Source organism: Mucispirillum schaedleri ASF457 (assembly GCF_000487995.2).
Lineage (GTDB): Bacteria > Chrysiogenota > Deferribacteres > Deferribacterales > Mucispirillaceae > Mucispirillum > Mucispirillum schaedleri.
In genome coordinates, this window is the sequence record NZ_CP097562.1 from 840,012 (window position 1) to 866,089 (window position 26,078).

Consider the following 26,078-nt stretch of genomic DNA (forward strand, 5'->3'; position numbering starts at 1 on the left):
CTATGAAACAAGGATACTGGATGCTGGTGCTGCATGCTCACCTTCCTTTTGTAAAGCACCCTGATTATGACTATTTTTTAGAAGAAAACTGGCTTTTTGAAGCAATTACTGAAACATATCTGCCTATCCTTTTAAATTTGAAAAAGCTGGAAGCAGAAAATGTGCATTTTAGATTGACTTCTTCTGTTACTCCCCCACTTGCAGAAATGCTTGCTGACTATCATCTTCGTGATAAATACATTAAGTATTTAGACAGAAGCATAGAACTTGTTGGCAAAGAATTATGGAGAACGAAAGATGACCCTAATTTTAAGCCTGTTGTTGAAATGTATCGCGACAGACTGAATACATTAAAAGGGTTTTTAATTAATGATTTAGACGGCAGTGTTTTAAATGGATATAAATATTTTCAGGATAAAGGTTATCTTGAAATTATTACATGCGGAGCAACACATGGCTACCTGCCATTTATGACAAATGAAAAAGCTGTCAGAGCACAGCTGGAAGTGGCTGCTCAAACCCATGAAAAGCATTTTGGCAGGCGTCCATTAGGTATATGGCTGCCTGAGTGTGCATATTATGCAGGGCTTGAATATAAACTAGAAGAAGCAGGTATTAAATATTTCTTTGTGGATACCCATGGTATATTATATTCTAAACCGCGTCCACGGTATGGAACTTATGCACCAGTTTATGCAAAAAACGGCACTGCTGCTTTTGGCAGAGATTATTTTTCATCAAAACAAGTATGGAGCTCAAAAGAAGGCTATCCGGGCGATTTATATTACAGAGATTTCTACCGTGATATTGGTTATGATTTAGACTATGAATATATTAAACCTTATATATGCCCTGATGGCACAAGAGTATTTACAGGGCTTAAATATCACAGAATAACAGGTGACTCTGAATATAAAGAAGTATATCAGCCAGATATTGCTTACAGTAAAACAATAGACCATGCAAAACATTTTGTTCAGGGCAGAGAAGCTCAAATTAATGAAGTTGGCGATATAATAGACAGAAAACCACTTATTATATCACCTTATGATTCAGAGCTTTATGGGCACTGGTGGTTTGAAGGCCCTGATTTTTTAATGAATGTATTTAGAGAGATGGATAAGTCAGACACTGTAAAAGCCGTTACTGCTCTTGAATATCTTGGCGAGTTTCCTACTAATCAGGTTGTAGATGTAAACCCATCATCATGGGGCGATGAAGGATACTATAAAGTATGGCTTAATACTGGGAATGACTGGATATACCGTCATCTTCATTTTATGGCAGATAATATGACTATGCTTGCTGGTAAGTATAAAGACGGCACAGACAGCTTAAAAACACGCTGTTTAAATCAGCTTGCAAGGGAATTACTGCTTTGTCAGGCAAGTGACTGGGCATTTCTTATCACAACAGGAACTGCAACTGAATATTCTACAGAAAGAACAAGAGAGCATATATATAATTTTATGAAATTATATGGTATGCTTGAAGACAGCAGAATAGATATTGGATACCTTGAATGGCTTGAAAATAAAAACTCAACCTTTCAAGGAATTGATTACAGAATATATGCTTAAACTAATATTGGGAGGCTTTGGTCTCCCAATATTATTGTAGAAAATACATTTTTTTGCATTATGCTGCCCCGCCTTATAATGTCCGCAGCATATTATTCAGGATGTTAAAGAAAGGTCATATTAAGCCTGCTTCTGTGTCATACTGAGCATTTAAGCGAAGTATCTAAAAACAGATACTTTAAATATATTATACACTATTGCAATATATATAATTTAGATTTTTCGCCTGTAAAAATCAGGCTCAAAATGACATAATTGTAATAGTTTTATTATTTACAGAGTTATCCTGCACAATGTCTATTCTGAGCATAGCGAAGAATCTTAATCTATTCTTTATTAAAAAATATATACTTGTATTTTTTAAATCACACTCTGCCGAAACAAGTTCGTCTATCGCTTACTAAAAACGGCTCGTCCTGAACCTGCTTCTATGTCTTACTGAGCGTTTAAGCGAAGTATCTAAAAAATAAGATACTTTAAATATATTATACACTGCTGTAACAATAAATAATGTAGATTTTTCGCTTGTAAATTAAAGTTAAAAATGAGTATAATCCAAAATTATTGGGTAAGTCCCAAAAAAATATACAATTATAAAAGGTATTATATGAAATTTACACTGAATAATAAAGATAACTTCTTTAAAGATTTTGACAAAGCATATATTGAACCGCCAAAAAAACTGCCTTTATTTATAAGACTTGGTGCATGGATTTCAAAAAAAATTATCAAAAAAGATATTATGATACCAAAACTTTTAGCATGGTATCCAAAAGCAGCAATAAGCTCTGGCATAATGGAAAGCCTTGTTGCCCATGATGATAAAGAGATAGATAAACGGCTGTTAAAAATGATAAGAGTGCAGGTTTCTGTTATGGTTGCCTGCCCATTCTGCATAGATATGAATGCTTTTGAGTTTGACAAGGCTGGACTTAATATAGATGAAGTTAATGCTATAAGAATCGGTGATTATAAATTTCACTCTTTTTCAGAGAAAGAGCAGCTTGTTATGGAATATGTAAATTTAGTTACAAAAACACCTGTTATAATACCAGAAGAAATAGTCAATAACATGCAAAAGCATTTCTCAGAACGGGGTATTATTATCATTGCATCAACTATCGCACAAGTAAATTACTGGGCAAGACTTATACGCAGCCTTGGTATTCCTGTTGCAGGCTTTTCCGATATATGCAAAATAGAAAAATCATAATTAAATTTTATTCTATTTATTTAAATAATAAATCAAAAAGCACTGCCTGATAATGTGATTAATCTTAAATAATAATAGTGTCTTATTTTTCTTTACATATATATAACATAACAGTGTTTTATGCCAAACAGAACTAATATATATTGACTTAACTTATGCTTTATGGTAAAAATACCAGTATATATAGTATAAGTAGTAAGGTGGGGGGGGGGAAAATGAGAATCACACTTAAAATTAAAATTTTTGCAATAATTATTTTATTGATTACTATGGCTTTACTATTAGGCTTTTTCTCTGTGGTAGCAGTAGAAAATGCAGCTAAACGAATGGAGAATATGAACCAGCGGTATATTTATGTTTATAAACTTAATTCTTCCACTGCTTTAAATACAATGAATTTCAGAAGATATTTCTACATAATACAAAGGACACCTTCTCAAAACAATTTAAACACTTTTATTGAATTTGGAAAGCAGGTAACTGATAATATGACAGAGCTGAACTCATTTATGCAGATTGCTGAAAATAAAAAAGAAATGCCTGCTGTTTCAGAAATTATTCCTGAACTAAATGATTCAGTAAACACTTATATTCAAGCAGCTGTTGAACAGCTTTCAATAAGAGTAAATAATGTTCCATTAGAATTAAGTTTTGTGAAAGGCATTCAAGATTTCATTAAAGAAGAAGAGACTTATAAAACAAATTTAAAAAGAATAATAAATAATGCAGAAACTCCAGCAGATGCAATCAGAAATTTCACAAACTATGACAGAATAAACAATATAAGTATAGAAATAACAGAAATAAAAGATATGTTTTCAGATGCAGTGATGTTAAACAGTTTACAAACTCTGCTTCAAGTAGAAGAGCCTTTAAAAAATATAAATAAAGATGCTCTTGATATAAGAGATAATTTAAATAATAGAAATTTGATAGGCAATATTACAAAAATGATTAATATATCAGAAAAAATGATGGATGATTATAACAAGTTAAAGCAGGCATACACTCAAATGCAGGCTATAGCTGAAAGCAGAACAAAATATATGAACAGCATGCAGGAAATAACAAAGGAAACTCAAGACATTGTAAATGGTATGCTGCAAAGAACTTATGACAGCTCAATTAATGGTGTTTTACTGGCTAAAACACTTATATATACTTTACTTGCAGCGATGATAACAGTAGCAGTGCTGTCTTTTATTATAGTGCAGAAAACAGTGCTTGCTCCAATAAATAATTTTGTGAAAACTGCCAAAAACCTTACAAGTGGCGATAAAGACTTAACTATCAGGCTTACAACTAAAACTAAAGATGAACTTGCAGAACTGTGTGTTTATTTTAATACTTTTATAGAAAGTGTGCAGAATATTGTAAGAGAAGTAAAAGAAGCAGCCAATGATGTTGCTTCAGGAAATAATCAGCTGGCAGCAACTATGGAAGAGTTTTCTGCCACATTCAGCTCTCAGGCAGAACAAGTTGATAATATTGTTGTAGATATGCAGGTTATTCAAAATAAATCAGAAGAAGCAACTGTTGAAATGGGAAATAATTTAAATAAAATTGATGAAACTACTCAAAGAACAGTTGAAGGTTCAAATTCATTAAATAATATTAAAAATACAATGCTTGAAATAAGCGACAATACTAAACAGCTTTCAAAAACTATTGATAATCTGCTTGCAAGCTCTACACAAATTGGAGAAATTTTAACTGTTATTAATGATATTGCAGACCAAACAAACCTGCTTGCTTTAAATGCAGCTATTGAAGCAGCAAGAGCAGGTGATGCAGGCAGGGGGTTTGCTGTTGTTGCAGATGAAGTTAGAAAACTGGCAGAAAGAACAACAAAAGCTACAAGCGAAATAGAAAATATTATCTCTGCATTGCAAAATGAATCTGAACAGGCAGCAAATGCTATGAAATCAGCAGATACAAGTGTATCAACTGGTGTTAATGTAATTGAAGAAACTGCTTCATCATTCAGCCTTGTTGTAGATGGTGTAAATGATGTTACAAACTCAACTCATAATATGATGACAAATTTTGAAGAGCAGCATCATACAGTTCAAGATGTTACAGATAAAACTCAGGCTATTGCAAGCGGTATTGAAGAAAGCAATGTGGCAGTAAGCGAAGTAACTGTTACAGTTAACCATTTGCAGGCAAGAACAGAAAAATTAAAAATATTAGTGGAACAGTTTAAATCATAGGTTCTTGTATATACCTATTTTATTGCTCCATGTTATAATAAAACATGGAGTTTTTTATATTTTACTAGACAAAATATTTTATTAAACCTATTAATATTACTATGAATAAAAAAAATTTATATAAAATTAATTATGATAAACTGGATATTCAGGAAAAACAGAATATTTTAAATGAAATTGCAGACCATTACGGCTTTATAATAAAAAAATATGCAGAATTTGAAAAAAACAGCATAACCCTTTATACTGCCATTTTTGATGATAATGGCACAGAGTTTGTATTTATTCCCGGAGCAAAAAACATTGCTCTTGGATGGAAAGCTGCTATTTCTTCAAAAAAAGAAGAGCCTTTCTTAATTGAGCAGATAAAAGATATATTCCTTGATTATTTTCTTATGCCTGACAATAATTCTGATATTGTAAATCTTAATAATACACAGCAGCTGCAAAAATTATTAGATAAGGAAAATTATAAACAGGCAGATATACTTTTATCTAAAATGGTATTTGATTTTATAGATGAACATACTTCCTTTTTAAGACGGATTGATATAGAGCCTATGCTGATAGAGAGAAAAAGCAGCAGTATAAACTGGATGTTTGTTAAAGAAATATCATCAAAAACAGTAGCTGACAGCCCAACATATTTTAAAATATATCAGGAAATCATAAAAGGAAATAAACAATTTATAATAAAACAACATACTTCAAAATCTGAATATAAAAAAATACAAAAATTTGAAATATCAAATCATGGCTTAAATGTATATAAATATATAGATATTTCTTACGAGGAAATACTTTTCAACTATGCATCAAAAGGATATTCAGTGCCAAACAGAAACCAGTGGGAATATGCAGCCTCTGGCGGCTGTTCTACTTTTATGCAGAATACTGATACTTTATTAAATAAGCATAATAATATGCCAAATGCTTTTGGGCTTTATATTGCTGATAATATTTACAAACCTGAAATAATTTCTGATGATAAATATACATATAAAGCTGGTGATAATGGGTATTTTAAAAACTATATATCAAAAAAACTTGCTGATTTTTCATTAAATCCTTTTTACAATGTTACTTCTAATGTTTTTGAATACACTGATAATAATGGACTTTTTGCTAGGAAAGTTATCACAGTGGATTTAAAAAAACAATTTAAGCCATCTATTACTAAAAAAAATCTTAATAAATATATTACTGAAAATATGTCAGAAAATAACTTTGATAACATTATTTATGCTGTCCAGTCTGTAAAAAACCCTGATTTATATTTTAAAAATGCATTAAGAATAATAAATATATACCATTCAAAAGGGTTTATTAATAAAGCTTATGAACTGGTTGAGAAATATATAAATAAATGGCATAATAATCCAGATTTTTTATATCTTGCTGGGTTTACAGTTTTTAGATTACAGGATTATGAAAAAGGAGAATATTTACTTAAACGGGCAGTTTATTTTAAAAGAAATATACCTGAATGTTATCAGCTGCTTTCATATATTTATCAAAAACAAAATAATAAAGAAGAAATGGAAAAAGCTCTGCATAATCTTTATGTTTTAGCTCCAGAAGTGGCAGAAAGCATGCTGCATATACTTATACCAAAAGGTGTTTCTTTAAAAGATATGGATTATGAAGATTTATGGAGCAAACTTGTTGCAAACCTTACTAGACAGGATAAAGAAAAAGTTAACTTATATACAATAACAAGCGAAGTGATACTTCTTGATTCTACAATTAAGCTGATTATACATAAAGGTGTTACCCATTATATTAAATATATCAAACCTACAGGCAGTAAATATTTAATGGAAATTTTTGATAAAATAGAAAATTCTAAATATATTTCAGATGAAACTTATTTATCAAAAGATGATTATATGCAGGCTCTTGAAGAATTTAATGCCTGCAAAAATATTATTTATGAAGCAGAAAATATTACTGATTTAAAAGAAAATAAAGAGTATCTGCAAAACTTAACTAACACTTTTTTTGATTACTTTCCTGCACTTATGAGCCTTGCTTATATTCATTACAGTAACTGCAGACTTTTTGAAGCAGAAAAACTGTTTGATGAAAACTATGCCCTTTGTGCCACACTTTATAACACAAAAGCACTGCCTATACAAATAGCTGATAAAATAAGGGTATTGCTTGAAAATTTTATTCTTTCTATTACTATGAATATTCTTTCATACGGACAGATACAAGACTATATTGATAATATAATAGATGAAGTAAATAACATTAAAGAAAGTTATTCGTCAAAAATAAATCAAGGTATTTTAACAATAGAGTTAAGTGTAACAAAGGATATTAAATATATATTAAACTGGTTTAATATTAATATAGAAATAAAAGATGCTATGCGTAAAAATAATTAAAATATTCTTGATTAATTTATATATTCAAGCTACTATTTTTTTCTGTGGGGTAAAAAATGAAAGAAAAAAAATCAGATTCTTTACTTATAAAAATTGCTGCTGCTGTTATTTTGGGTATAATAATCGGTTTGATTATTAAATCTACAAGCAGCGAATCAGTAAATGGCAGTATGCCAACTCAGCATATACTTATGAATATTGTTTTGCCAATCAAGCATATTTTAGGTCAGGTAATATTTTTTATGGTGCCGCTTATTATTATAGGCTTTGTAACACCTGCTATTACAGGAATGAAAAATAATACAAGTAAAATGCTCGGCACAATGCTTATGCTTGCTTATTTATCATCAGTGCTTGCCGCTGCCTTTTCTATGGCTGCAGGATATATTATAATACCACACTTAAATATTGAGCAGAATGTTACAGATATACTGCTTCCTGAAATGATATTCAAGTTAGATATTGCACCAATGTTTCCTGTTATTACTGCCCTTTTCTTTTCTATTACATTTGGTCTGGCAGTAATATATACAAACTCTGCTTTACTTGAAAAAATATTTAATGAGCTTAATAATGTAGTAATGCTGCTTGTTAATAAACTGATTATTCCTATACTTCCATTTTTTATATGTGCTACATTCATAGAGCTTACATATCTTGGCAAGATAACTGACCAGCTTTTTACTTTTATCTCTATGGTAATATTAGTTTTAATAGGTCAGTTTATATGGCTTACACTTTTATATACTATTGGCGGCTTAATATCTGGCAAATCTCCATTTAGAGTTCTTAAACATTATGCACCGGCATACTTTACAGCAGTAGGAACAATGTCAAGTGCTGCTACACTGCCAGTTGCATTAAAATGTGCAGGCAAGTCTGATGCTCTTGATAAAGATATAGTTGATTTTGCTATACCTATGGGAGCAACTATCCACTTATGTGGTTCAGTTTTAACTGAAACTTTTTTTGTTATGGGAATAAGCTATATACTATACGGCTCACTGCCAGACCTGCATACTATGCTTATATTTATTGTGCTTTTAGGCATATTTGCAGTAGGTGCTCCAGGAGTTCCCGGTGGAACAGTTGCCGCATCTATTGGCATCATTACATCAGTATTAGGCTTTGATGCTACTGGTGTTGGTTTAGTAATGGCAATATTTGCTTTGCAGGACAGCTTCGGCACAGCATGCAATGTAACAGGCGACGGTGCTCTTGCTCTTATGCTGCAAGGAATATTTAAGAAAAAACAACAGTAACTGGATTTACACATATTACATTTATATCACCGTGAGAGAGTAAAACAACCGAAGGGTCTTAATTACAAATAATTTGTATATCTATAATTGTTGTAACTATTATGCATTAATAAGATTTGCATAGTTTAGATTCTTCAGCAATGCTTCAGAATGATATAATAAGATAAAATATTATATACCAATAACTTACAGCAAAATATTAATAGTTAAATATTATTTAGCTAATAAAGCATTGAAATAATGCCATAAAAGGATTAAAGATTTTTGCATTATACTAGGCGGATTAAAATTTTTGCGACAGGAGTTTACAAAATAGTAAATGACTGAGCAAAAATTTTAACCAATAATAAGCAGCACAAAAATATTAAGCTGTAAGTGATTTGCAGCACTGATAAATAACTGAATATAACTCTTCAATATTTTCCACATCTACACTGGAGAATGCTATTCTTATATCTGTTTGATTTGTGCTGATTACCCCTATGCCATATTTATCAAGCAATGCAAGACGCAGAGTTTCTGCTTCAACATTTTTGAGTTTTATACACATAAAATAACCAGAATTAAATGGATATGGAGTAAATTCATCTGCATACAAACCTTTATCAAAAATTGATTTTACTTTTTTACATCTTTCTTCAATAACTGCATTTAATCTGCTTCTTTCTGTTTTAAAAGACGGCTCTTTTAATACATCTACTGTAATAGACTGGCTTGGGTGTGGAGCACTTGATATAGTTGCTCTTAAATATCCTGCTGCCTTTGTTTCAAGTGCTTTAAAAAGTGCTGAGTTATCGCCTTTGAAAGTCTCTCCAAATGTAATAAAGCCCACACGGAAACCCCATGCAAAACTTTCTTTTGTGATACCATCTATTTTAACAGCCAAAAGCCTTTTGCTTCTGCCTGCAAGCATACTAAATAATGATTCTTTTAATACATCATCAAAAAATAATCCAAAATAAGCATCATCTGTAACTGCTATAACATTTATTCCGCTTTCTGCAATATCTACTAAACCGTCACTTAACTGGACTGCTTCATCTTTTGTTAAAGTATATCCTGTTGGGTTATTAGGAAAGTTAAGCACGACAAAAACTTTTTTATTTTTTATGCCACACTCTTTTACAGTTTTTAAAAAACCATCCACATTATAGCCATTATTTTCATTAAATGTTTCATAAGTAGCTATTTCTGCCCCAATTAATGTGCTGAACATTAAACGATAATTGCCCCAGAATTTATCTGGAAGAACAACAAAATCACCTTTATTTAAAAACAATTCTCCAGATGTAACAAGACCATTAGTTAATGCATTACATACTACAGGGTTGCTTATTTGAATATTTTGCAGCGACGGATTTTCTGATTTAATTTTTGCCGCCCATAATTCTCTTAATTCTGGAAGTCCTGTTGCAGGTGCATAAGTAAAAAGTTTTTTAGGGTGAATACCTTGAAATTTTTTAAACATACTCATAAGATACATAGGCTCGCCTTTTTCAGTAGAAATACCTATTGTTGCATTAAATTTAGTTGCTTTTACTTTTGCTTCTGCACTTTGGCTTAATATACCTTTTGGCATAAATATTTCTCTACCAGTATCTGAAAGCATTTCTAAAATATGCGGGTTATTTTCTTTGATTACTTCATTTAAACTTTTTGCTAATGGATTCATATATCACCTTTATTATTTAGGCAAAATATTATATCTGCCTTAAATTTTAATTTTTATCAACCAGAAATATAGTATAAAATAAACATTTAATCAATATCTATTTTGATACAGCAGCTTCTATTTCCTTAATAAAAGCATCTTTATTATTAAATTCTATATCCATTTTTAAATATCCAAAAATATTTTGATATTCCTGAGGCAGCTTAACAAAATCTTTTTCTGTGGTAATAAAAAGTGCTGCACCTTTTTTTCTGCCTTGAGTTATAATACCATTAATAGATTTTTCTGAAAGCATTCTATGGTCTGCAAAACCTGCAAAAAATCTAACATCAAGCCCTGCATTTTGCAGTGTGTGATAAAATACATCATTATTTGCTATACCTGAATAAGCGGCAGTTACTGCACCTTTTAAATATTTAAGCTCTACAACTTCATTTTTTAAAATTACCCTGTTAAATACAGTGTTGCTGAAATATAAACTCTGCTTATCAATAAACTCTTTTACACTTTCAGGTATATTGTCATTTAATGCTCTTGTAAATACTATTATATCTGCACGGCTTATGCTTGAGGGAAACTCCCTTAAATATCCAAAAGGAAATGGAAAGCCAGTAGATATTGGTCTTTTATGGTCTAACAGCAAAATATTTACATCTCTTTGCAGTTTTTGATACTGGTATCCGTCATCAAGAACAGCTGCTGTTGCACCAAACTTATCTCTTGCAATTTCTAAAGAGATTTCTCTTTTTTTTCCAGTAATTACAACTGCATTAGGCAGATTACTTGCCATCATATAAGGCTCATCTGCAGCCATTGGAGGATGATGAAAAAAGTTTCCGTTCCCGTCACTTATAACATTTATATCATAGCCAATTTTACCTTTATAACCCAATGATAATATTGCAGTTTTCTCGCCTTTTTTTATTAATTCATCTGCTATGAACAGTGTATGGGGCGTTTTTCCTGCTCCGCCCATTACAATATTACCAACAGATATAGTTTTTATTCCCTTATTTATCATTTACCAGTATCCTTGTTCTTGCCTGCATTATGCATTTCCCACAAAAAAGCATATTTTAAAAAGCCATAAACATAAGCACTGATACCTGCAATAAAACCGGGAATACCGTCTAAAAAACCACCCTTAATGATATATATTTTTATAAAAGCAATTACAGGACTGAAAATCATCTTGCTTAATTTAAACTTTTTGCCTTTTTTATAATAACTTTCTGCACTAAGTCGTGCATAACGAATAGTTCGTCTAAAATGGTCATCAATATCCCTGTATGAATAATGGATAATAAAGCCATCTAAATGCGAAGTGCTGCCTTGAATTTTAAGCTCTTCATGGACTATCTCACCTACCCATAAAGGATTTGCAGATGCTTTTACAAGCCTTAATCTTTCATCTTTCTGCCATGAATAATTAAGCAGCTTTCCAAGATAATGTGTTTTACGCCTTATATAGTAGCCGTCAGATTTGCCGTTTTTAACAGCATTAATCACTGCCTTTTTTAATTCATCACCTATAACTTCATCTGCATCAAGGTATAAAATATATTCTTTTGTGCATTTTTTGGTGAGAGAGTTTTTTTGTGCTGCAAATCCACGCCATTCTTCATTATATATTTTTGCACCAAAACTTTCAGCAACAGCACAAGTATTATCTGTAGAGTTACTATCTATAATAATAATTTCTGATGCAATATCTTTTATGCTTTCAAGAGTTTTAGTAAGCCGTTCTTCTTCATTATAAACTATCAAAGCAGCAGATAAATTAAGTGTATCCATAAAGTTTCTCCAGAGCTTTCTCTGCTGCTTCATTTATTATATCATCAGTAATATTAGAAAATACTTTTGACTTATAATTCTGCTCTATATTATTAATATCTGGCACTATATATGTTGTATTTTCATCATTACCGTAAAGCCCCCAGCGTGCATGTGATAAAAATTTATAAGCTGGATAAATACATATACACTTTTTACTCAGGTTACCTGCTATATGGCTTGGCCCTGTGCTTGCTCCAATATAAAGTCTGCATTTATCTATTAATGCTGCAAGTTCCAAAATAGATTTTGCATTATATACATAAGTGTTGCTGCACTGCTGCGATATATATTCTGCTTCTTTTATATCGCTTTCTGATGATGATATAACTATCTGCTTATCTGGCCATTTTTCATGTATTTTATTAATAAGCCTTATATATTCATCTACCTGAAAATTTTTAGTAGAGCCCCCTGAAAATGGATGAACTACAACATAATTATAAATACTATTTGCATCCAAAAAAGCTACTATTTTATTATGGTTAAGTTTGCCATAAGGTATTTTATCAATAGTAACGATTTTGCTGTCAAAAAGCTCACTATCCATCTGCCTTACTAAATCAAGATTATATTCAGCTTCATTTTTTAGTGATTCTGAGCGGTGCTGTCTTATACCTTTATTATATATAAACCATGAAAGCGGTTTAGATAATGGACCTATCCTGTATTTTGCTCCACTTTTTAGCACCAGTTTCAATATTTGGTTATCAGAATAAAGTGCAATAAAAACATCTGCTTTTATCTGCCTTATTTTTGCAGTCAAATCTTTTTCCTTATAATCATCAATAGATATAACTCCATCAATAAATGGAAATCCTTTTACTATCTCAGCATTATATCTTCTTACAAGCACATAAAGCTTGCTTTCAGGATACATTTTTTTAACCATAGAGATAGCAGGAATGGAAAGAACTAAATCACCTATTTTATCAGTTCTTGATATAATAATATTTTTTGGAGTTTTTATTTTTCTTTGGCAGAATATAAACATTATAAGCCCTTAATCTTCTGTTTTAAACTGCATTTCATAAAGTTTTTTATATGTAGGTGAAGTTTTAATTATTTCTTCATGTCTGCCAATGGCTTCCACACCACCTTTATTAAATACCACAATCATATCAGCATTTAAAATAGTGCTTAACCTGTGGGCTACTACAAAAGAAGTTCTTCCTTTCATTAAGTTATCAAGAGCTTTCTGCACAACCCGTTCACTTTCTGTATCAAGAGCACTTGTTGCTTCATCAAGTATTAATATTGCAGGGTTTTTAAGCAATGCTCTTGCAATAGTAATACGCTGTTTCTGACCACCTGAAAGTTTTACACCACGCTCTCCACATAATGTATCATATTTTTCAGGAAAACTTTCTATAAACTCATCTGCATAAGCAGCTTTAGCTGCTGCTTTTATTTCTTCTTCTGCTGCATTTTCTTTGCTGTAGCTTATGTTGCTGCCTATTGTATCATTAAATAGAAAAGCATCTTGAGAAACTATGCTTATATTATGACGGAGAGAAAATAAATCATAATCTCTAATATCTACATTATCAATTAATATCTGCCCTTTTGTTACATCATAAAATCTAGGTATTAAGTGAGCCATAGTAGTTTTGCCTGCACCAGATGGCCCAACAAATGCAATGGTTGAACCTGCTTTCACTTTAAATGATACATCTTTTAATGCATAAATATCATCTTTATATATGAAAGAAACCTGCTTAAATTCTATGTCTTTATTTTCTGCATCACATTGTTTTGTTCCTTTATTTTCTATCACTTCATCGCTTTCTTTAAACATAGCAAAAACTCTGTCGCTTGCAGCAACTGCAGCCTGTAAAGCATTATTTGATGATGCAAAAAGCTTAACTGGTTCATATATCTGTATAAGAGCAGCTAAAAAAGCAAAAAATTCACCTGTTGTAACTGTGCCATTTATAACCTGATAACCGCCTATAAAAAGAACTGCTGCAATACCCACAGAGCCAAGAGCTTCTGTTAATGGAGAAGCTAAGTTACCTGCTAAAACACTTTTGTTTGCATATTTTATAGTTTGAGCATTGGCTTTTTCAAACCTTTCCATTTCCTTATCTTCTGCAACAAAGGCTTTCACAACACGAACACCACTGAATGATTCCTGCAGCACACTTGTTAATATACCCATACTTTCCTGCCCTCTTGTGCTGTATTTTCTTAATTTTTTACTAATAACACTAAGGGGATAAATAAATATTGGATACAATATAATAGCTACAAGAGCAAGCTGCCAGTTCATATATATTATAACACCAATAAGCCCTATCATTGTGATAACTGCACGAAGCATATTTATAATTGTAGGAATAGATGACTGCACTAGATTAATATCATTTGTAACACGGCTCATTAATGCACCAGTAGATTCTTCTGCATAGTATTTTACAGGCAGATGTATCATCTTTTCAAAGGTTTCATTTCTTAATTTTTCAATAACCTTATTGCCTATAAAGCTCATTAAAAAGCCCTGTAAAAATAAAAAGCCGCTTTTTGCCACATATATAAGCATAACAGCAAAAGGCAGAACAAAAAGATATGTATAATTTTTAGCAATAAAAATACTGTCTAATACATATTTTACAGCAACCGCAAGTGCACCATTTGTAGATGCAGTAATAATAGATGCTGTAACAGCAATAACAAGCAACACTTTATATGGCTTAAAATAAGGCCACATTAATTTAAACACTTTTTTTATAGCAATACCCTCATAAATCAGCAAAAAATATATGCTGAAAAAGTAACACAATTTAACTTAATCTGCAAAATGCAGTTTCTATTTAACAGAAAAATTTATTTTTCATGACAGTTTAAGCATGTATTTAAAGATGCATGATTGCCATCTTTTGGCCATTCAGCATGGCACTGAAAACATCTATCCCCACAGCCGCCAAGAGATAAAGAAAATGACTTCTGCTCTGATGGTTTATGACATTTTATACATGTGGTTAAAGATAAATGTCTCATATCACCAATTAATTTTGGATGGCATGTCATGCAGTCACCTGCACATCCTGATACCGCATCTTGATAATAACCAGATACAAGTATTATTAAGGCAGTAAAGAGCATGATAAAGATTCCAGCACTAAACTTCCTTTTTGTGTTGTTTTCAGCCATACATCATCCTTTTCAAGTAACCCAAGTTTAATATTTTTTTCTATTTTATTTAGCAGACTTTTATCAATTTTGCCAAACTTTTTTTCAAGATTATATAAATTTATACCTTTTTTCATACGAAGACCAAAAATAATATCTTCCAATAGTGCATCGCTTTCAGATATTATTTCCTGATTATCAATATTATATGGATTTTTTATATATTCTTCAATACTGTCCTTATGATTATACCTTTTTCTTTTATTTTCTTCAAGCAAAACCATAGAGTGAGCAGCAGAGCCTGCGCCTTTATATTCTTCTCCCTGCCAGTAAAGACAATTATGCCTGCTGTGTTTGTCTGGCAGTGAGAAATTAGATGTTTCATATTTATAATATCCAAATTCACAGCATATTCTTTCCACTTCTTCAAAAAGAGTTTCATCATCCTGCACCCCATCTTTTAAATAGAGAGTATCTGCATAGTCATAAGAGTAAGCAGATATATGGTGCGGATGAATTGAAATAATTTTATTTAAAGTTGATATACTTTTTTTACTATCAGTATATGGAATATCATAAATCATATCTATATTAAGCTGTTTCCCAGTTGATAATATATCTTCTGCTGCCTGCTCTGCTTTTTCTGCACTATGCAGACGGCCTAAAAGCTTTAAAACATCATCATCAAAGCTCTCTACACCAAGAGAAACCCGCGATACAGGGCTTGATTTTATCAGAGATAAAAAATTACTATCTGTGCTTTCTGGATTAGCTTCAATTGTCCATTCTGCACCTTTATAATCAATCAGCTTTATTATATTATCTACTAATTTATCAAGCAGTTTATAATGCAGCGATGATGGAGTGCCGCCGCCAATATATACAGTATCAAACTGCTTATTATCAAATGATGCTATTTCTGCAATTAAAGCATTAATATACTTTTTCTTTATGCTTTCATCTATATTTTTTTCAGAATAAAAGCTGCAGTATGGACATAAGCTGTTACAAAATGGAATATGTATATATAAGCCGCGCATTACAAAATATTTTTATAAAGGCAGTAAGCAGCAACTGATAAACTTTGAGAAAACTCTCCTGTTTTAAGCATTTGCTTAAAACCATCTTCTGTTACTACTATTGGCTCTGTATCTTCAAATAAATCAAGCTGCTGCACACCATCAAATGTGCAGTCAAGAGCTGCAAACGCATAGCATTTATTAGTCATAAATGCAGGGTTTGGGTCTATCACACCAAGTGGTATAATACTGCCTGAAACTGCACCTGTTTCTTCCTGCAATTCTCTTGCTGCAGCATGAGCAATATCTTCATTTTTATTTATACTTCCACCGGGAAACTCTAAAGTGTCAGAGTTAGTGCCTGCTCTGAACTGCTTAACCAATATAAATTCACCATTTTTTGTAACAGGCACTATTACAGCCCAGCTGCTCATATCCTGCACAGTAAATACCATAGATTTATCAGCTGTTTTATAATAATATTCTAAATGTCTGATAGAAAGTATATTGTCACTGTATACTTTTTCTTCTTTTATAAACTGCCACTTCTTTTTCATAATATTAACTTTAAATTTTATATAAATGGTTATAAAATAATATTGCCGTTATTTGAGCCTGAAATAAGTTTAATATTAGAAGTTGCTTCAGTATATTTGTTTTGTAAATCTTCAGGCACTTTTTCTATTTCATATATTATTTTATCATTTGAAATAAATCCAGTAAATTCATTTTCAAAAGGAAACCCAAAAGGTATTAATGCAACAGACATACCGCCAGTTTCCGCAGGCACAAACTGTAATGAGCCTATATTTTTAATTCCTTTGTTTTCTTCATCGTTAACGCCTATTATAAAATCACCGCTAACTAATTTGCCTAATCTGATTTCTGCCATTTTTTACTCCTTATAATTAATAGAAACAGTGCTGAGCTGCTAAAAATCTATTAAGTATATCTTTTCCTTCTTCTGTAAGCTGCACTTTATCTTGAACTATTTCTATTTTATTTTCTGATTTTAATTTATTCATTATATAAGATACTCTCATTAACTTCCACTTTAAAGAATATGAAATTACTTCATTAATATTTTTTTCTTTACAGTCTATAATTTCTGAGTTTAATATATCCATAATAATATATTCTTCAAGTCTTTTTTGTGTTGTAAGGTTATCAAAATATTTTTTTAAAAGCCCTTCTTCTGGAGAAAATATTACAGATACAACAAATAAAACACCTAAAAATGATACTATTGTGCCAGAAATAGAAACTTCATTAGGCCATGCTATACCAAACCCTGCAAGACAGGCAACTGATGATATGAATACAGAAACAAAAGCTAATGAAGAAAGCCGCTTAGTGTAAAAAAGAGCAGTTGCAGCAGGCCCTAAAATGAAAGCTGAAGTCATAAAAATACCTGCTGTCTGAAAAGATACTGATACACTTAATGATGTCATTATCAAAAGAAGATAATCAATAGTGCTTTCTCTCATTTCTATTGAAGCTGCATAGTTTTTATCTACACCATCTATTTTAAATTCTTTGTAAAACACTGTAATTATGATAATATTAATAATCAAAACAAGCGAAATTGCATAAAGAGCATAAGAGCCTATATCTACACCAAAAATTCTTAATCTGTTAAAATATGTAAAAGCAGTTTCACCAAGATATATTATTGATAAATCAAAATTTGATGTGCTGCTGAAAGAAACATTTGCAGCAATCAGTATACCAAAGCATAAAAAAGCTGATGAAATTATAATAGACAACCCTTTTGCTCTAAACATTGTAAAATCTTTTATTTTTTTTACAAGTATCATAGCAAGCACTGCTGTAATTGAGCCAAAGATAATTACAAGAGGCGAAGAAAGGTATGATGAAAAAATTAATGCAGCTGCAATACCAAGCATTGACGAACGGTTTGTTGTGTCTGCTGCATAATAATTTTTACGCATTACTAAAAAGGCTCCCGGTATAGAGCATGTTACGGCAGAAAGTATGATAACTAAAACTATTTCAAATTCTATAGAAAACATAATTATTTTCTCCCCCTGAGCCATACACCAAGCAGCCCTTTATATGGTGCAATAAGCAGTGATATAAAAAACATCATAGAAAGAACAATGGTAATAGATATTCCAGAAGAAACATTGCTTATATTTCCTGCAATTACTGCGCCTATGCCCCCTCCTATTCCACCAAAAAAGCCTGAAAGAAGTGTTATAATAAAAAGTCTGTTACTCCATAATCTTGCAGTAACTGCTGGTATTAAAAATATTGATACTGCTAAAAATACACCCATTAATTTTACAGATAAAGCCACAAGACATACTACAAATATATTTATTAAATGCACATAATACATAGTATGAAAATGAGTTGTTTTTGCCATATCTATATTAAAAATAACTACACGAAGCCGTCTGAAAAATAAAAGCAGCAAAACTATTACTGTCAGGATAATTATTCTTAAAAAATAAAATTTTTCATCAGTTAAAGATGTTGCTTCTCCAAATAAATATACATCTATGCCAGAATCTAATGCACCGCCTGCCTGCTTTATACTTGTAACAAGAGTAATGCCTACACCAAGCAGCACCGCAGTCATAAGGCTTTGTATAATATGGGGATGAAGTCTGTTTGTTTTATAAAGCATATTTAATATTGTTATCATTATCAATATGCCTAAAACAGAGCCTGTGAATGAATATATATCCTTATCTACCTGACCAAATATATAAGGGCTTATAGATAAACCAAAACTTGACATCAGCAATAAAAGCAGTGTGCCTACAAATGAGCCTGCTGAAAGAGCATTTATTTCTATACTTCTTCTCTGGTATGATATAAATACACCAAGCATACCCGCACTAAACCCAAGAAATACAGCATTTTTGAGCATAGTTTGGAATAGAAATGAATTATTTATTTCTAACATTGCTTTCTTCCATATATAAACGGATATTTTTTATCATACCAGCATACATACCATATGCTTTTTCAAAGTTTTCCTCTGTTAATACATCTTCAGTTTTTCCGCCTGCAATGAGACGCACATTTAAAAGTGATACCATATCAAAATAGCGTGGAATAGTAACAAAATCATAATGGGAAACAATAACTGTTTTCTTTTTATGCCTTAATTCCTGCAGCACATCAATAATAATATTAATACTTTCTTCATCTGCTGCTATCATTGGCTCATCCATTATATAAATTCTAGCATCCTGCACCAATGACCTTGCAATTAATGCTCTGTGCTTTTCACCCCTTGATAAATCACATATGCTTTTTTTACTGATAGTATCAAGGCCCATTCTTTCAAGAGCTTCACGAGCAGAAACCTTGTCTTTATTTCCCGGTGATTCCACTTTTTTAAGCCTGTTATAAGAGCCCATAAGCACTAAATCATAAAGATTAATAGGAAAATCCCAGTTTACAGAATTTCTTGCAGGCACATAAGCTATATCATTTTTTAATGCATTAGCAGGTCTTGAATAAATATATACATTACCTGCTGACGGTTTATTTATCCCCGCAATAATTTTTAAAAGAGTAGTTTTACCTGAGTTATTAGGACCAAGCACAGCCATTAATACACCACTTGGAATATCTAAATTAATATTAAAAAGAGTTGGTCTGCCGTTATATTCAACAGTTAAATTTTCTATTTTTACTGCTACACTTAACTGCTCTATATGTTCTTTTGATGAATAAGTTCTAAGCATATTAAATTCCACTATTATATTTATTTTGATGATAAAGCATTTACTATTGTATCTACATTATGACGCATCATAGCTTCATAATCATTATTATATCCAAGAGTATCAGAATAAAGTGTGCCGCCTATTTTTACAAAATGACCTGCTGCCTTTAATGTAGACTGTAAAAGTCTGATATTTTTATCAGGCAGGGTAGCTTCTAAAAATAAGGTGGTAACATTTTTTTCTATTAATAAGGCTGCTAACTCATTAATATCAGCAGATGAAATATCGCTTGATGAGCTTGACCCATGCAAATAATATGTCTCAAACCCATAAGACGCACCAAAATATGCAAAAGCATCATGCTCTGTTACTATTATACGGTTTTCTGCGGGTATTTTCTGCACCTGCTCTTTTATATAATTATTTAATGTATCTAATGTATATAAAAATACTTCTTCATTTTGAAAATATATCTGCTGGTTTACATTATTCATTGATGCAAGATTATCTGCAATAAAATGAGCTGCAATTTTCCATAAAACTGGGTCATGCCAAAAGTGGTGGTTTACTGTTTTTTTACCACTATTTTTATCTGTATCATATATAAGTTTATCTTTTGGCAGACAGTCTATAATAGATACTGCTGGAGTAATATTGCCTATCTTGCTTAATGCCCATTCAAGCCGTCCTTCTAAACTTCCGCCATTATATATAATAAGAGATGAATCTGTTATTCTGATAATATCTTTTTCTGTGGCAGTGTATGAGTGCGGGTCGTTTCCTTTTCTTATAACCATACTTGTTTCTATAAAGTTGCCGCCAATAGATTTTACTAAATCATCTATAATTTCATTTGAGCTCATTACCACTGATTTATATTTATTTTTAACTGTTTTAGGCTGACATGCAATAAATACCATACCTAAAATTAATATACTGATTAATAAATATATTTTTTTCATTATTTTATATTATTCCATCTTCTTTTAAAATATTTTCAAACTCTTTTAATAATATATCTTCATTAACTTTTTTTAAAATTGTGCCTTTTTTAAAAATAAGCCCCTGACATGTGCCGCCAGCTATACCATAATCTGCTTCCCGTGCTTCGCCGGGACCGTTTACAGCACAACCCATAACAGCAACAGTTACAAGCGATTTTGAGCATTGCAGCATATTTTCTACTTTCTGAGCTAAATCTATTAAATTAATTTCTGTTCTGCCGCATGTTGGACATGATATTATTTCAGGCCCTTTTCTTCTTAAATCAAGAGCAGATACTATCTGCCAGCCAGTTTTTACTTCCTCTACTGGCTCTCCAGTTAAGGATACCCTTAATGTATCACCTAAGCCAAGAGAAAGAATTGAGCCTATGCCAACAGCGGATTTAATAGTGCCAGAAAAAAGTGTGCCTGCTTCTGTTACACCAACATGAAGCGGAGAATTATCCTGCTCTGCAAAAAGTTTATAAGCCTGAATAGTCATTGGAACAGAGCTTGACTTTAATGACACTTTAAAATTATCAAAATTCAAATCATATAAATATCTGATATTTCTTAAAGCTGATTTTACAATAGCAGCTGCAGTTACACCATGATTTGCAAGAATATCTTTTTCCAGTGAGCCTGAATTAATACCAACTCTTATAGCAGCACCAGCTGCTTTTACTGCATCAGTTACAATTTTAAGCCTTTCAAACCCGCCTAGGTTACCGGGATTTATGCGTATACAGTCTGCTCCATATTCTACAGATTTAACTGCTAATTTATAATCAAAATGAATATCTGCAATTAGTGGTATATGTATTTTATCTTTTATTTCTTTTAAAGCATAAGCAGCCTTTTCATCAGGCACTGCACAGCGGATTATCTCACAGCCTGCATTTTCAAGCTCTAATATCTGCTGCACAGTAGCAGCAGCATCTCTGGTATCAGTATTTGTCATAGACTGAATAAGCACAGGATTACCACCACCAATCAATACACTGCCAACTTTTATTACACGGCTTTTCATTTAACTTCCTTTTATATAAATATAATTTTTACACTTTAACATAAATATATAAATAAAAGCAACTTTTAATTTTAACTATGGCACTTCTATTTTTTGTGTAAGTCCAAAGTATATGAGTGCTTTACTATATGTATTTTGAATGTGGCAGCATTTTTATACTGCATATATTTTTGAAATACTAAAATATGTCTTCCTGAGTAAGTATCAGCGAGCAAAGGAACTATAAAACATCACCATTATAGATACTTCGCCTTTTAGGCTCAGTATGGCAAAAGTTGAAGTATATAAATATTTTACTTAACTTTATATATTTTTTAATGAAGTAACATTTTTATACTGCATATATATTATTAATACTAAAAAAACAGACAGAGAAAATTCTCTGCCTGTTGTTTTTGTCTTTATTACTTATTCACTTTTAGATAGGATTAATTATTTTTTAATTCATATTTTATATCTTGGCTAAAATTATTAATCACTGGAGTATCATAAGGTGTATTAGGATCTAACTCAATAACATCATTACTTGTTTTTTTCATACGGATAACAGTATCTGCTGGCATAACAGTTTTATCCGTTACCCTGCTAACTACTATTCCATCTTCTGCAACAGTAAAATTAAATGTATTTTTATCACTTTTTGTTTCGTCAACTAATGTTTTTGCACTTCTGCCATATGTTCCTTTAATGTCATTACCAGCTGCAGCATTAATAGTAGTCTTACTTATTGCACTACTTGGTACTGTCGGAAACTCTGTAAAATTATATGTTTTATCTGATGCAACAGATTGTATAATGGAAGAAGTATCAAATACTCCACCATTAATTTGAACTTTTGATATAACTTTAACTGAACCATTATCATTAACTTTGATTGTAGCTTGTCCTTTATGCTTAACTCCATCAGTATCTGGTTTATTACATTTTTTAGCCTCTGCTCCAATATATGTTGCAACCATAGAACAATCTGTTGTTAATGTTTCTACCTTAGCATCAACATAGAAAAACTCAATATTATATGTCCCTTCCAAAGACTTAAGTGTTACAGGGTCTGTTAAGTCTATACCACTGTCACTACTGGAATCATCACTGCATCCAGTAACTAAAAATACAAGTAAAATACTTGTTAAAATAAAAACTTTTTCATTGTATTCCTCCGTTAAAAAATTTTTGCCATTATAACGGGGGGGGGGATTTTGTCAATTACAATCAACAATATTCAACAAAATATAGTTATTTGTTAAATTTTAATATTTTTCGGACATTACGGACACTTATATTTTTATTCTCCATATTATAGCTGATAAATTACTTTTTAGGAGCAATAATATGACAAATATGCAAAACTTAATTGAAAGAATAAGAATAAAAATTAATGATACAGCTTCTTTTGAGTTTCAAGATAATGAGCTTTTATCATATATTCATGAAGGATTATCTATGCTTGAAATGCTGATGTTATCTAATAAAGTGCAGTTTAATATTACATATCTTTACACTGCTTCATCAATATGCCCTGTGCCAGAAGATATGCTTGAAATACATAAAATAGTATCTGATAACAAAGAAATGCCACTTAAAGATGTAACTGATTTATCCTATGGTTATTATATTTTAAATAATAGTATTATTCTTCCATGTGCTAATGCTGAAATATATTATATTAAGGAATTTGAAAGATGTAATATTAGTGATGATATAAATCTTCCAAATATTTATATAGAGTATCTTTATAATAATGCAGTAATCAAAGCCCTTTCAAGATTAGAGTTTAATATGGAAAATGAAAAAAATGAACTTATGCAGCTTTCTTCTTTAATTATTAAAACTGCACTTCATAAAAACAGCATATATCAAATGAAAAGATATAACGGGTATGCTTTATGAAAAAATCATCATATCATTCAAAAAACAGTGTATTAAAACTATATAAACCAATAGGTGGTATGTGTAACACCATAAGTGGCGAATATATAAAAGATAATCAGGCTTGCAGTATAAGTGGTGTTATATATAATGAAGATACAAATACATTTCAAGGCTCACCAGCTTATAAATCAGTATCTTCTTTTGCAGGCAGAAAGTTTGCAAGGCTTTTCAATGTAGAATATAACGGAAAAAATGCTGTTTTTGCAACTTATGCAGGCGGCATTGCAAATATTACTGAAAATAAATATTATCAAGTAGAAACAGGTATAACACCAACTGATATTATATATAACCAAGACGGGCTTTATATTTCATCTTCATCAAATGTATATCATCTAAATCCAAATGGAGAGCTTACTAAAATAGCTTTTTCATTTGCACCATTTATGTGGCAGAGAATATCTGCAAGGCAGAGTGTGGATACTCTTACAAATGCAGCTGCTTATTATGGAGATAAAATATATTTCAGTGACAGCCGCGGAACTGGTTATATGTCTATAGATGGAAAAAATGTAAAAATATTAAATCATGAAATAAAAGTAATTGAATTTTTCCCATGCAGCAATACTCTTTATGCCTGCGATGCAACTGATATATATACAATATCGGGAGATGAATTTATACACTTTTTAAATTTTTCACATCTTGGTTTAAAAGTCAGAGTGTGTGCATCTACTGCTTACAGCTTATTAATTTTAGATTACAATACAGCTTATGAAATATATGAGATAAATACTTTAACAAAAGCAATTAAAAAATATAATGTTAATGCTTTAAAAGGACTTGGCACTTACGGCATAAAATATTTAAGGGTTATTGATAACAAGTTTTATTTATTAGTTAATGAAACTGATGCACTGTTTTCAAATAATACTGCATCTCTTTACAGGCTCTCATTTAACGGCAAAGAATATAATATTGCAGAAAGATTATTTGAAAACTATACCATAAAAAATTTTTTACAAGATGTTTTTTATATCAATTCTAAACTAATATGCTATTTTGGCTCAATTAATGAAAACTCTGCATTAAATGATACAATAGAGCTTTATGAATGCAGCAGGGAAATGTTAGTCTATCTTGATTATTCAAACAGTCCTGCAAATGCTGCAGCTGCTCAAAAACTTTCTGTTAAAGGAAACAGGCTTTATTGTGCAAATAATTATGGCATGTATTATGTTGACATTTTACCATCAGATGAAAATATCCCATGTCTTTTAGTGCAGAATGGCAGGCTTATAGTGCCGCAGAACTCTAATTTATATTTCAGTGGTGCAGGTGATTTTTATAACTGGTCATGGAATACTGACAGTGACGCACAGTTTATAGAAATTGGATATAAAGACGGCGGCAGAATAATTTATACTGCCCTTGTGCTTGACAGTATTATTGTTTTTAAAGATAACGGCAGTATATACAGGCTTGCAGGCAGTTATCCTTACTGGACTGTATCAAAACTTGGCGAAATAGATAAACTTACCACAAAAGCTATTGTATATGGCTCTGAAATCATTTTTGGAGCATCTTTTGGCATAAAAAAAATAGGAGTTACAGAATATTATGGTGATTTTTTCTTATCTGATTACCAGCAGTATATTCATGACAAAAATATATCAGATGTAAGCCTGTGTTCAGAAAGAAACACTATTATTTTTATAAATAATGAATATATTTTTGAATACAGCAGTATTTTAAAAGGATTTACTGTTTATAAAAATAATTTAACAGATAAATTAATGCAGATTATTGAAATATATGAAAATAATAATACATATTCCAGCTATGGATTAGATATAAATGGCAGGCTTTATAAAGCAGATAAAAATATGCGTAACAGCATAGATGTAAAATATAAAGAAATTAAAAACAATCAAGATATTTTAATTAAATCAATTACTGTTTTTACACCAATGTTAAAAACTAACAAAATATTTAAATTAAGTATAAATGAATATAATAACACATTTACTTTAAAGGCTGATAGAATACGCCATAAATATTTTATTTTAAAAAGATTAAATAACTTGCAAATAAAATTATCCCATAATGGTGATTTTTTTATAGATAATATTTTTATAGAATACTCCACTATTGGAGAATAAATGAACGGAG

22 protein-coding genes are annotated in these 26,078 nt (G+C 31.0%); 7 read left to right on the plus strand and 15 right to left on the minus strand.

The annotated features are described in order from the left end of the window. The first annotated feature begins 2 nt into the window (after positions 1 to 2). The 5 genes from N508_RS03950 to N508_RS03970 all read left to right on the plus strand — a co-directional run bounded on the left by N508_RS03950 (position 3) and on the right by N508_RS03970 (position 8,661). Positions 3 to 1,580, plus strand: a complete 1,578-nt coding sequence (locus tag N508_RS03950; protein ID WP_040636510.1) for a glycoside hydrolase family 57 protein — start codon at positions 3 to 5, stop codon at positions 1,578 to 1,580. 607 nt (positions 1,581 to 2,187) lie between these two features. After that, positions 2,188 to 2,793, plus strand: coding sequence for a carboxymuconolactone decarboxylase family protein (locus N508_RS03955; RefSeq protein ID WP_023275107.1), 606 nt, complete (start codon positions 2,188 to 2,190; stop codon positions 2,791 to 2,793). Positions 2,794 to 3,008: 215 nt separating this feature from the next. Beyond that, a complete protein-coding gene (locus N508_RS03960) occupies positions 3,009 to 5,006 on the plus strand; it encodes a methyl-accepting chemotaxis protein (RefSeq protein WP_023275108.1) in 1,998 nt (665 codons plus the stop codon). A 101-nt stretch (positions 5,007 to 5,107) separates the two neighbouring features. Beyond that, the gene (locus N508_RS03965; protein ID WP_023275109.1) at positions 5,108 to 7,399 is read left to right on the plus strand and encodes a tetratricopeptide repeat protein; all 2,292 of its coding nucleotides are present in this window, start codon (positions 5,108 to 5,110) and stop codon (positions 7,397 to 7,399) included. Positions 7,400 to 7,455: 56 nt separating this feature from the next. After that, positions 7,456 to 8,661 carry a dicarboxylate/amino acid:cation symporter gene (locus N508_RS03970; protein ID WP_023275110.1) on the plus strand — a complete coding sequence of 402 codons (1,206 nt, stop codon included), beginning with the start codon at positions 7,456 to 7,458 and terminating at the stop codon, positions 8,659 to 8,661. Between the two features lie 364 nt (positions 8,662 to 9,025). Here the strand turns inward: N508_RS03970 and N508_RS03975 are convergent, their stop codons facing one another. The 15 genes from N508_RS03975 to N508_RS04045 all read right to left on the minus strand — a co-directional run bounded on the left by N508_RS03975 (position 9,026) and on the right by N508_RS04045 (position 23,068). Then, entirely contained in the window at positions 9,026 to 10,333 is a 1,308-nt protein-coding gene (locus N508_RS03975; RefSeq protein ID WP_023275111.1) for an aminotransferase class I/II-fold pyridoxal phosphate-dependent enzyme, read from the minus strand. 97 nt (positions 10,334 to 10,430) lie between these two features. Continuing rightward, entirely contained in the window at positions 10,431 to 11,354 is a 924-nt protein-coding gene (gene lpxK, locus N508_RS03980) for a tetraacyldisaccharide 4'-kinase (RefSeq protein WP_023275112.1), read from the minus strand. Continuing rightward, a complete protein-coding gene (locus N508_RS03985) occupies positions 11,351 to 12,127 on the minus strand; it encodes a glycosyltransferase family 2 protein (protein ID WP_023275113.1) in 777 nt (258 codons plus the stop codon). Before N508_RS03985 ends, lpxK begins: the two co-directional genes overlap by 4 nt. Continuing rightward, positions 12,114 to 13,160 carry a glycosyltransferase family 9 protein gene (locus N508_RS03990; RefSeq protein ID WP_023275114.1) on the minus strand — a complete coding sequence of 349 codons (1,047 nt, stop codon included), beginning with the start codon at positions 13,158 to 13,160 and terminating at the stop codon, positions 12,114 to 12,116. The genes N508_RS03985 and N508_RS03990 overlap by 14 nt, the downstream gene beginning before the upstream one ends. Positions 13,161 to 13,169: 9 nt before the next feature. Beyond that, the gene (locus N508_RS03995) at positions 13,170 to 14,888 is read right to left on the minus strand and encodes an ABC transporter ATP-binding protein (RefSeq protein ID WP_251930664.1); all 1,719 of its coding nucleotides are present in this window, start codon (positions 14,886 to 14,888) and stop codon (positions 13,170 to 13,172) included. 104 nt (positions 14,889 to 14,992) lie between these two features. Further along, positions 14,993 to 15,271 carry a hypothetical protein gene (locus N508_RS04000; RefSeq protein WP_023275116.1) on the minus strand — a complete coding sequence of 93 codons (279 nt, stop codon included), beginning with the start codon at positions 15,269 to 15,271 and terminating at the stop codon, positions 14,993 to 14,995. Beyond that, positions 15,253 to 16,338: a radical SAM family heme chaperone HemW gene (gene hemW / locus N508_RS04005; RefSeq protein ID WP_023275117.1), complete on the minus strand. Its 1,086-nt coding sequence runs from the start codon at positions 16,336 to 16,338 to the stop codon at positions 15,253 to 15,255. The genes N508_RS04000 and hemW overlap by 19 nt, the downstream gene beginning before the upstream one ends. Next, positions 16,338 to 16,874, minus strand: a complete 537-nt coding sequence (locus tag N508_RS04010) for an NUDIX hydrolase (RefSeq protein ID WP_023275118.1) — start codon at positions 16,872 to 16,874, stop codon at positions 16,338 to 16,340. Before N508_RS04010 ends, hemW begins: the two co-directional genes overlap by 1 nt. A 29-nt stretch (positions 16,875 to 16,903) precedes the next feature. Continuing rightward, on the minus strand, positions 16,904 to 17,209 hold the full coding sequence (locus tag N508_RS04015) for a hypothetical protein (protein ID WP_023275119.1): 306 nt from the start codon (positions 17,207 to 17,209) through the stop codon (positions 16,904 to 16,906). Positions 17,210 to 17,225: 16 nt separating this feature from the next. Further along, positions 17,226 to 18,350 carry a metal ABC transporter permease gene (locus N508_RS04020; protein WP_023275120.1) on the minus strand — a complete coding sequence of 375 codons (1,125 nt, stop codon included), beginning with the start codon at positions 18,348 to 18,350 and terminating at the stop codon, positions 17,226 to 17,228. A 2-nt stretch (positions 18,351 to 18,352) separates the two neighbouring features. Further along, entirely contained in the window at positions 18,353 to 19,252 is a 900-nt protein-coding gene (locus tag N508_RS04025; RefSeq protein WP_023275121.1) for a metal ABC transporter permease, read from the minus strand. Beyond that, positions 19,236 to 20,042, minus strand: coding sequence for a metal ABC transporter ATP-binding protein (locus N508_RS04030; RefSeq protein WP_023275122.1), 807 nt, complete (start codon positions 20,040 to 20,042; stop codon positions 19,236 to 19,238). Before N508_RS04030 ends, N508_RS04025 begins: the two co-directional genes overlap by 17 nt. 20 nt (positions 20,043 to 20,062) lie before the next feature. Continuing rightward, positions 20,063 to 20,986: a metal ABC transporter solute-binding protein, Zn/Mn family gene (locus N508_RS04035; RefSeq protein WP_023275123.1), complete on the minus strand. Its 924-nt coding sequence runs from the start codon at positions 20,984 to 20,986 to the stop codon at positions 20,063 to 20,065. Positions 20,987 to 20,990: 4 nt separating this feature from the next. After that, positions 20,991 to 22,037 (minus strand): flavodoxin-dependent (E)-4-hydroxy-3-methylbut-2-enyl-diphosphate synthase, encoded by a 1,047-nt coding sequence (gene ispG / locus N508_RS04040; RefSeq protein WP_023275124.1) that lies wholly within the window; start codon positions 22,035 to 22,037, stop codon positions 20,991 to 20,993. Positions 22,038 to 22,465: 428 nt separating this feature from the next. After that, on the minus strand, positions 22,466 to 23,068 hold the full coding sequence (locus tag N508_RS04045) for a hypothetical protein (RefSeq protein ID WP_023275125.1): 603 nt from the start codon (positions 23,066 to 23,068) through the stop codon (positions 22,466 to 22,468). 298 nt (positions 23,069 to 23,366) lie between these two features. Here N508_RS04045 and N508_RS04050 point away from each other — a divergent pair, with 298 nt between their 5' ends. After that, positions 23,367 to 23,924, plus strand: coding sequence for a hypothetical protein (locus tag N508_RS04050; RefSeq protein ID WP_023275126.1), 558 nt, complete (start codon positions 23,367 to 23,369; stop codon positions 23,922 to 23,924). Then, on the plus strand, positions 23,921 to 26,068 hold the full coding sequence (locus N508_RS04055; RefSeq protein ID WP_023275127.1) for a hypothetical protein: 2,148 nt from the start codon (positions 23,921 to 23,923) through the stop codon (positions 26,066 to 26,068). Before N508_RS04050 ends, N508_RS04055 begins: the two co-directional genes overlap by 4 nt. The last annotated feature ends 10 nt before the right edge of the window (positions 26,069 to 26,078 follow it).

Bases quoted from the DNA above. Each gene is read 5' to 3' on its own strand.
- N508_RS04015 (WP_023275119.1), bottom strand. From the start codon at position 17,209: ATGGCAGAAATCAGATTAGGCAAATTAGTTAGCGGTGATTTTATAATA.
- N508_RS03975 (WP_023275111.1), bottom strand. From the start codon at position 10,333: ATGAATCCATTAGCAAAAAGTTTAAATGAAGTAATCAAAGAAAATAAC.
- N508_RS04020 (WP_023275120.1), bottom strand. From the start codon at position 18,350: ATGTTTTCTATAGAATTTGAAATAGTTTTAGTTATCATACTTTCTGCC.
- N508_RS03955 (WP_023275107.1), top strand. From the start codon at position 2,188: ATGAAATTTACACTGAATAATAAAGATAACTTCTTTAAAGATTTTGAC.
- N508_RS04025 (WP_023275121.1), bottom strand. From the start codon at position 19,252: ATGTTAGAAATAAATAATTCATTTCTATTCCAAACTATGCTCAAAAAT.
- N508_RS03965 (WP_023275109.1), top strand. From the start codon at position 5,108: ATGAATAAAAAAAATTTATATAAAATTAATTATGATAAACTGGATATT.
- N508_RS04030 (WP_023275122.1), bottom strand. From the start codon at position 20,042: ATGCTTAGAACTTATTCATCAAAAGAACATATAGAGCAGTTAAGTGTA.
- N508_RS04010 (WP_023275118.1), bottom strand. From the start codon at position 16,874: ATGAAAAAGAAGTGGCAGTTTATAAAAGAAGAAAAAGTATACAGTGAC.
- N508_RS03960 (WP_023275108.1), top strand. From the start codon at position 3,009: ATGAGAATCACACTTAAAATTAAAATTTTTGCAATAATTATTTTATTG.
- N508_RS04050 (WP_023275126.1), top strand. From the start codon at position 23,367: ATGACAAATATGCAAAACTTAATTGAAAGAATAAGAATAAAAATTAAT.
- N508_RS03990 (WP_023275114.1), bottom strand. From the start codon at position 13,160: ATGTTTATATTCTGCCAAAGAAAAATAAAAACTCCAAAAAATATTATT.
- N508_RS04055 (WP_023275127.1), top strand. From the start codon at position 23,921: ATGAAAAAATCATCATATCATTCAAAAAACAGTGTATTAAAACTATAT.
- lpxK (WP_023275112.1), bottom strand. From the start codon at position 11,354: ATGATAAATAAGGGAATAAAAACTATATCTGTTGGTAATATTGTAATG.
- N508_RS03970 (WP_023275110.1), top strand. From the start codon at position 7,456: ATGAAAGAAAAAAAATCAGATTCTTTACTTATAAAAATTGCTGCTGCT.
- ispG (WP_023275124.1), bottom strand. From the start codon at position 22,037: ATGAAAAGCCGTGTAATAAAAGTTGGCAGTGTATTGATTGGTGGTGGT.
- hemW (WP_023275117.1), bottom strand. From the start codon at position 16,338: ATGCGCGGCTTATATATACATATTCCATTTTGTAACAGCTTATGTCCA.
- N508_RS04000 (WP_023275116.1), bottom strand. From the start codon at position 15,271: ATGCTCTTTACTGCCTTAATAATACTTGTATCTGGTTATTATCAAGAT.
- N508_RS03985 (WP_023275113.1), bottom strand. From the start codon at position 12,127: ATGGATACACTTAATTTATCTGCTGCTTTGATAGTTTATAATGAAGAA.
- N508_RS04035 (WP_023275123.1), bottom strand. From the start codon at position 20,986: ATGAAAAAAATATATTTATTAATCAGTATATTAATTTTAGGTATGGTA.
- N508_RS03950 (WP_040636510.1), top strand. From the start codon at position 3: ATGAAACAAGGATACTGGATGCTGGTGCTGCATGCTCACCTTCCTTTT.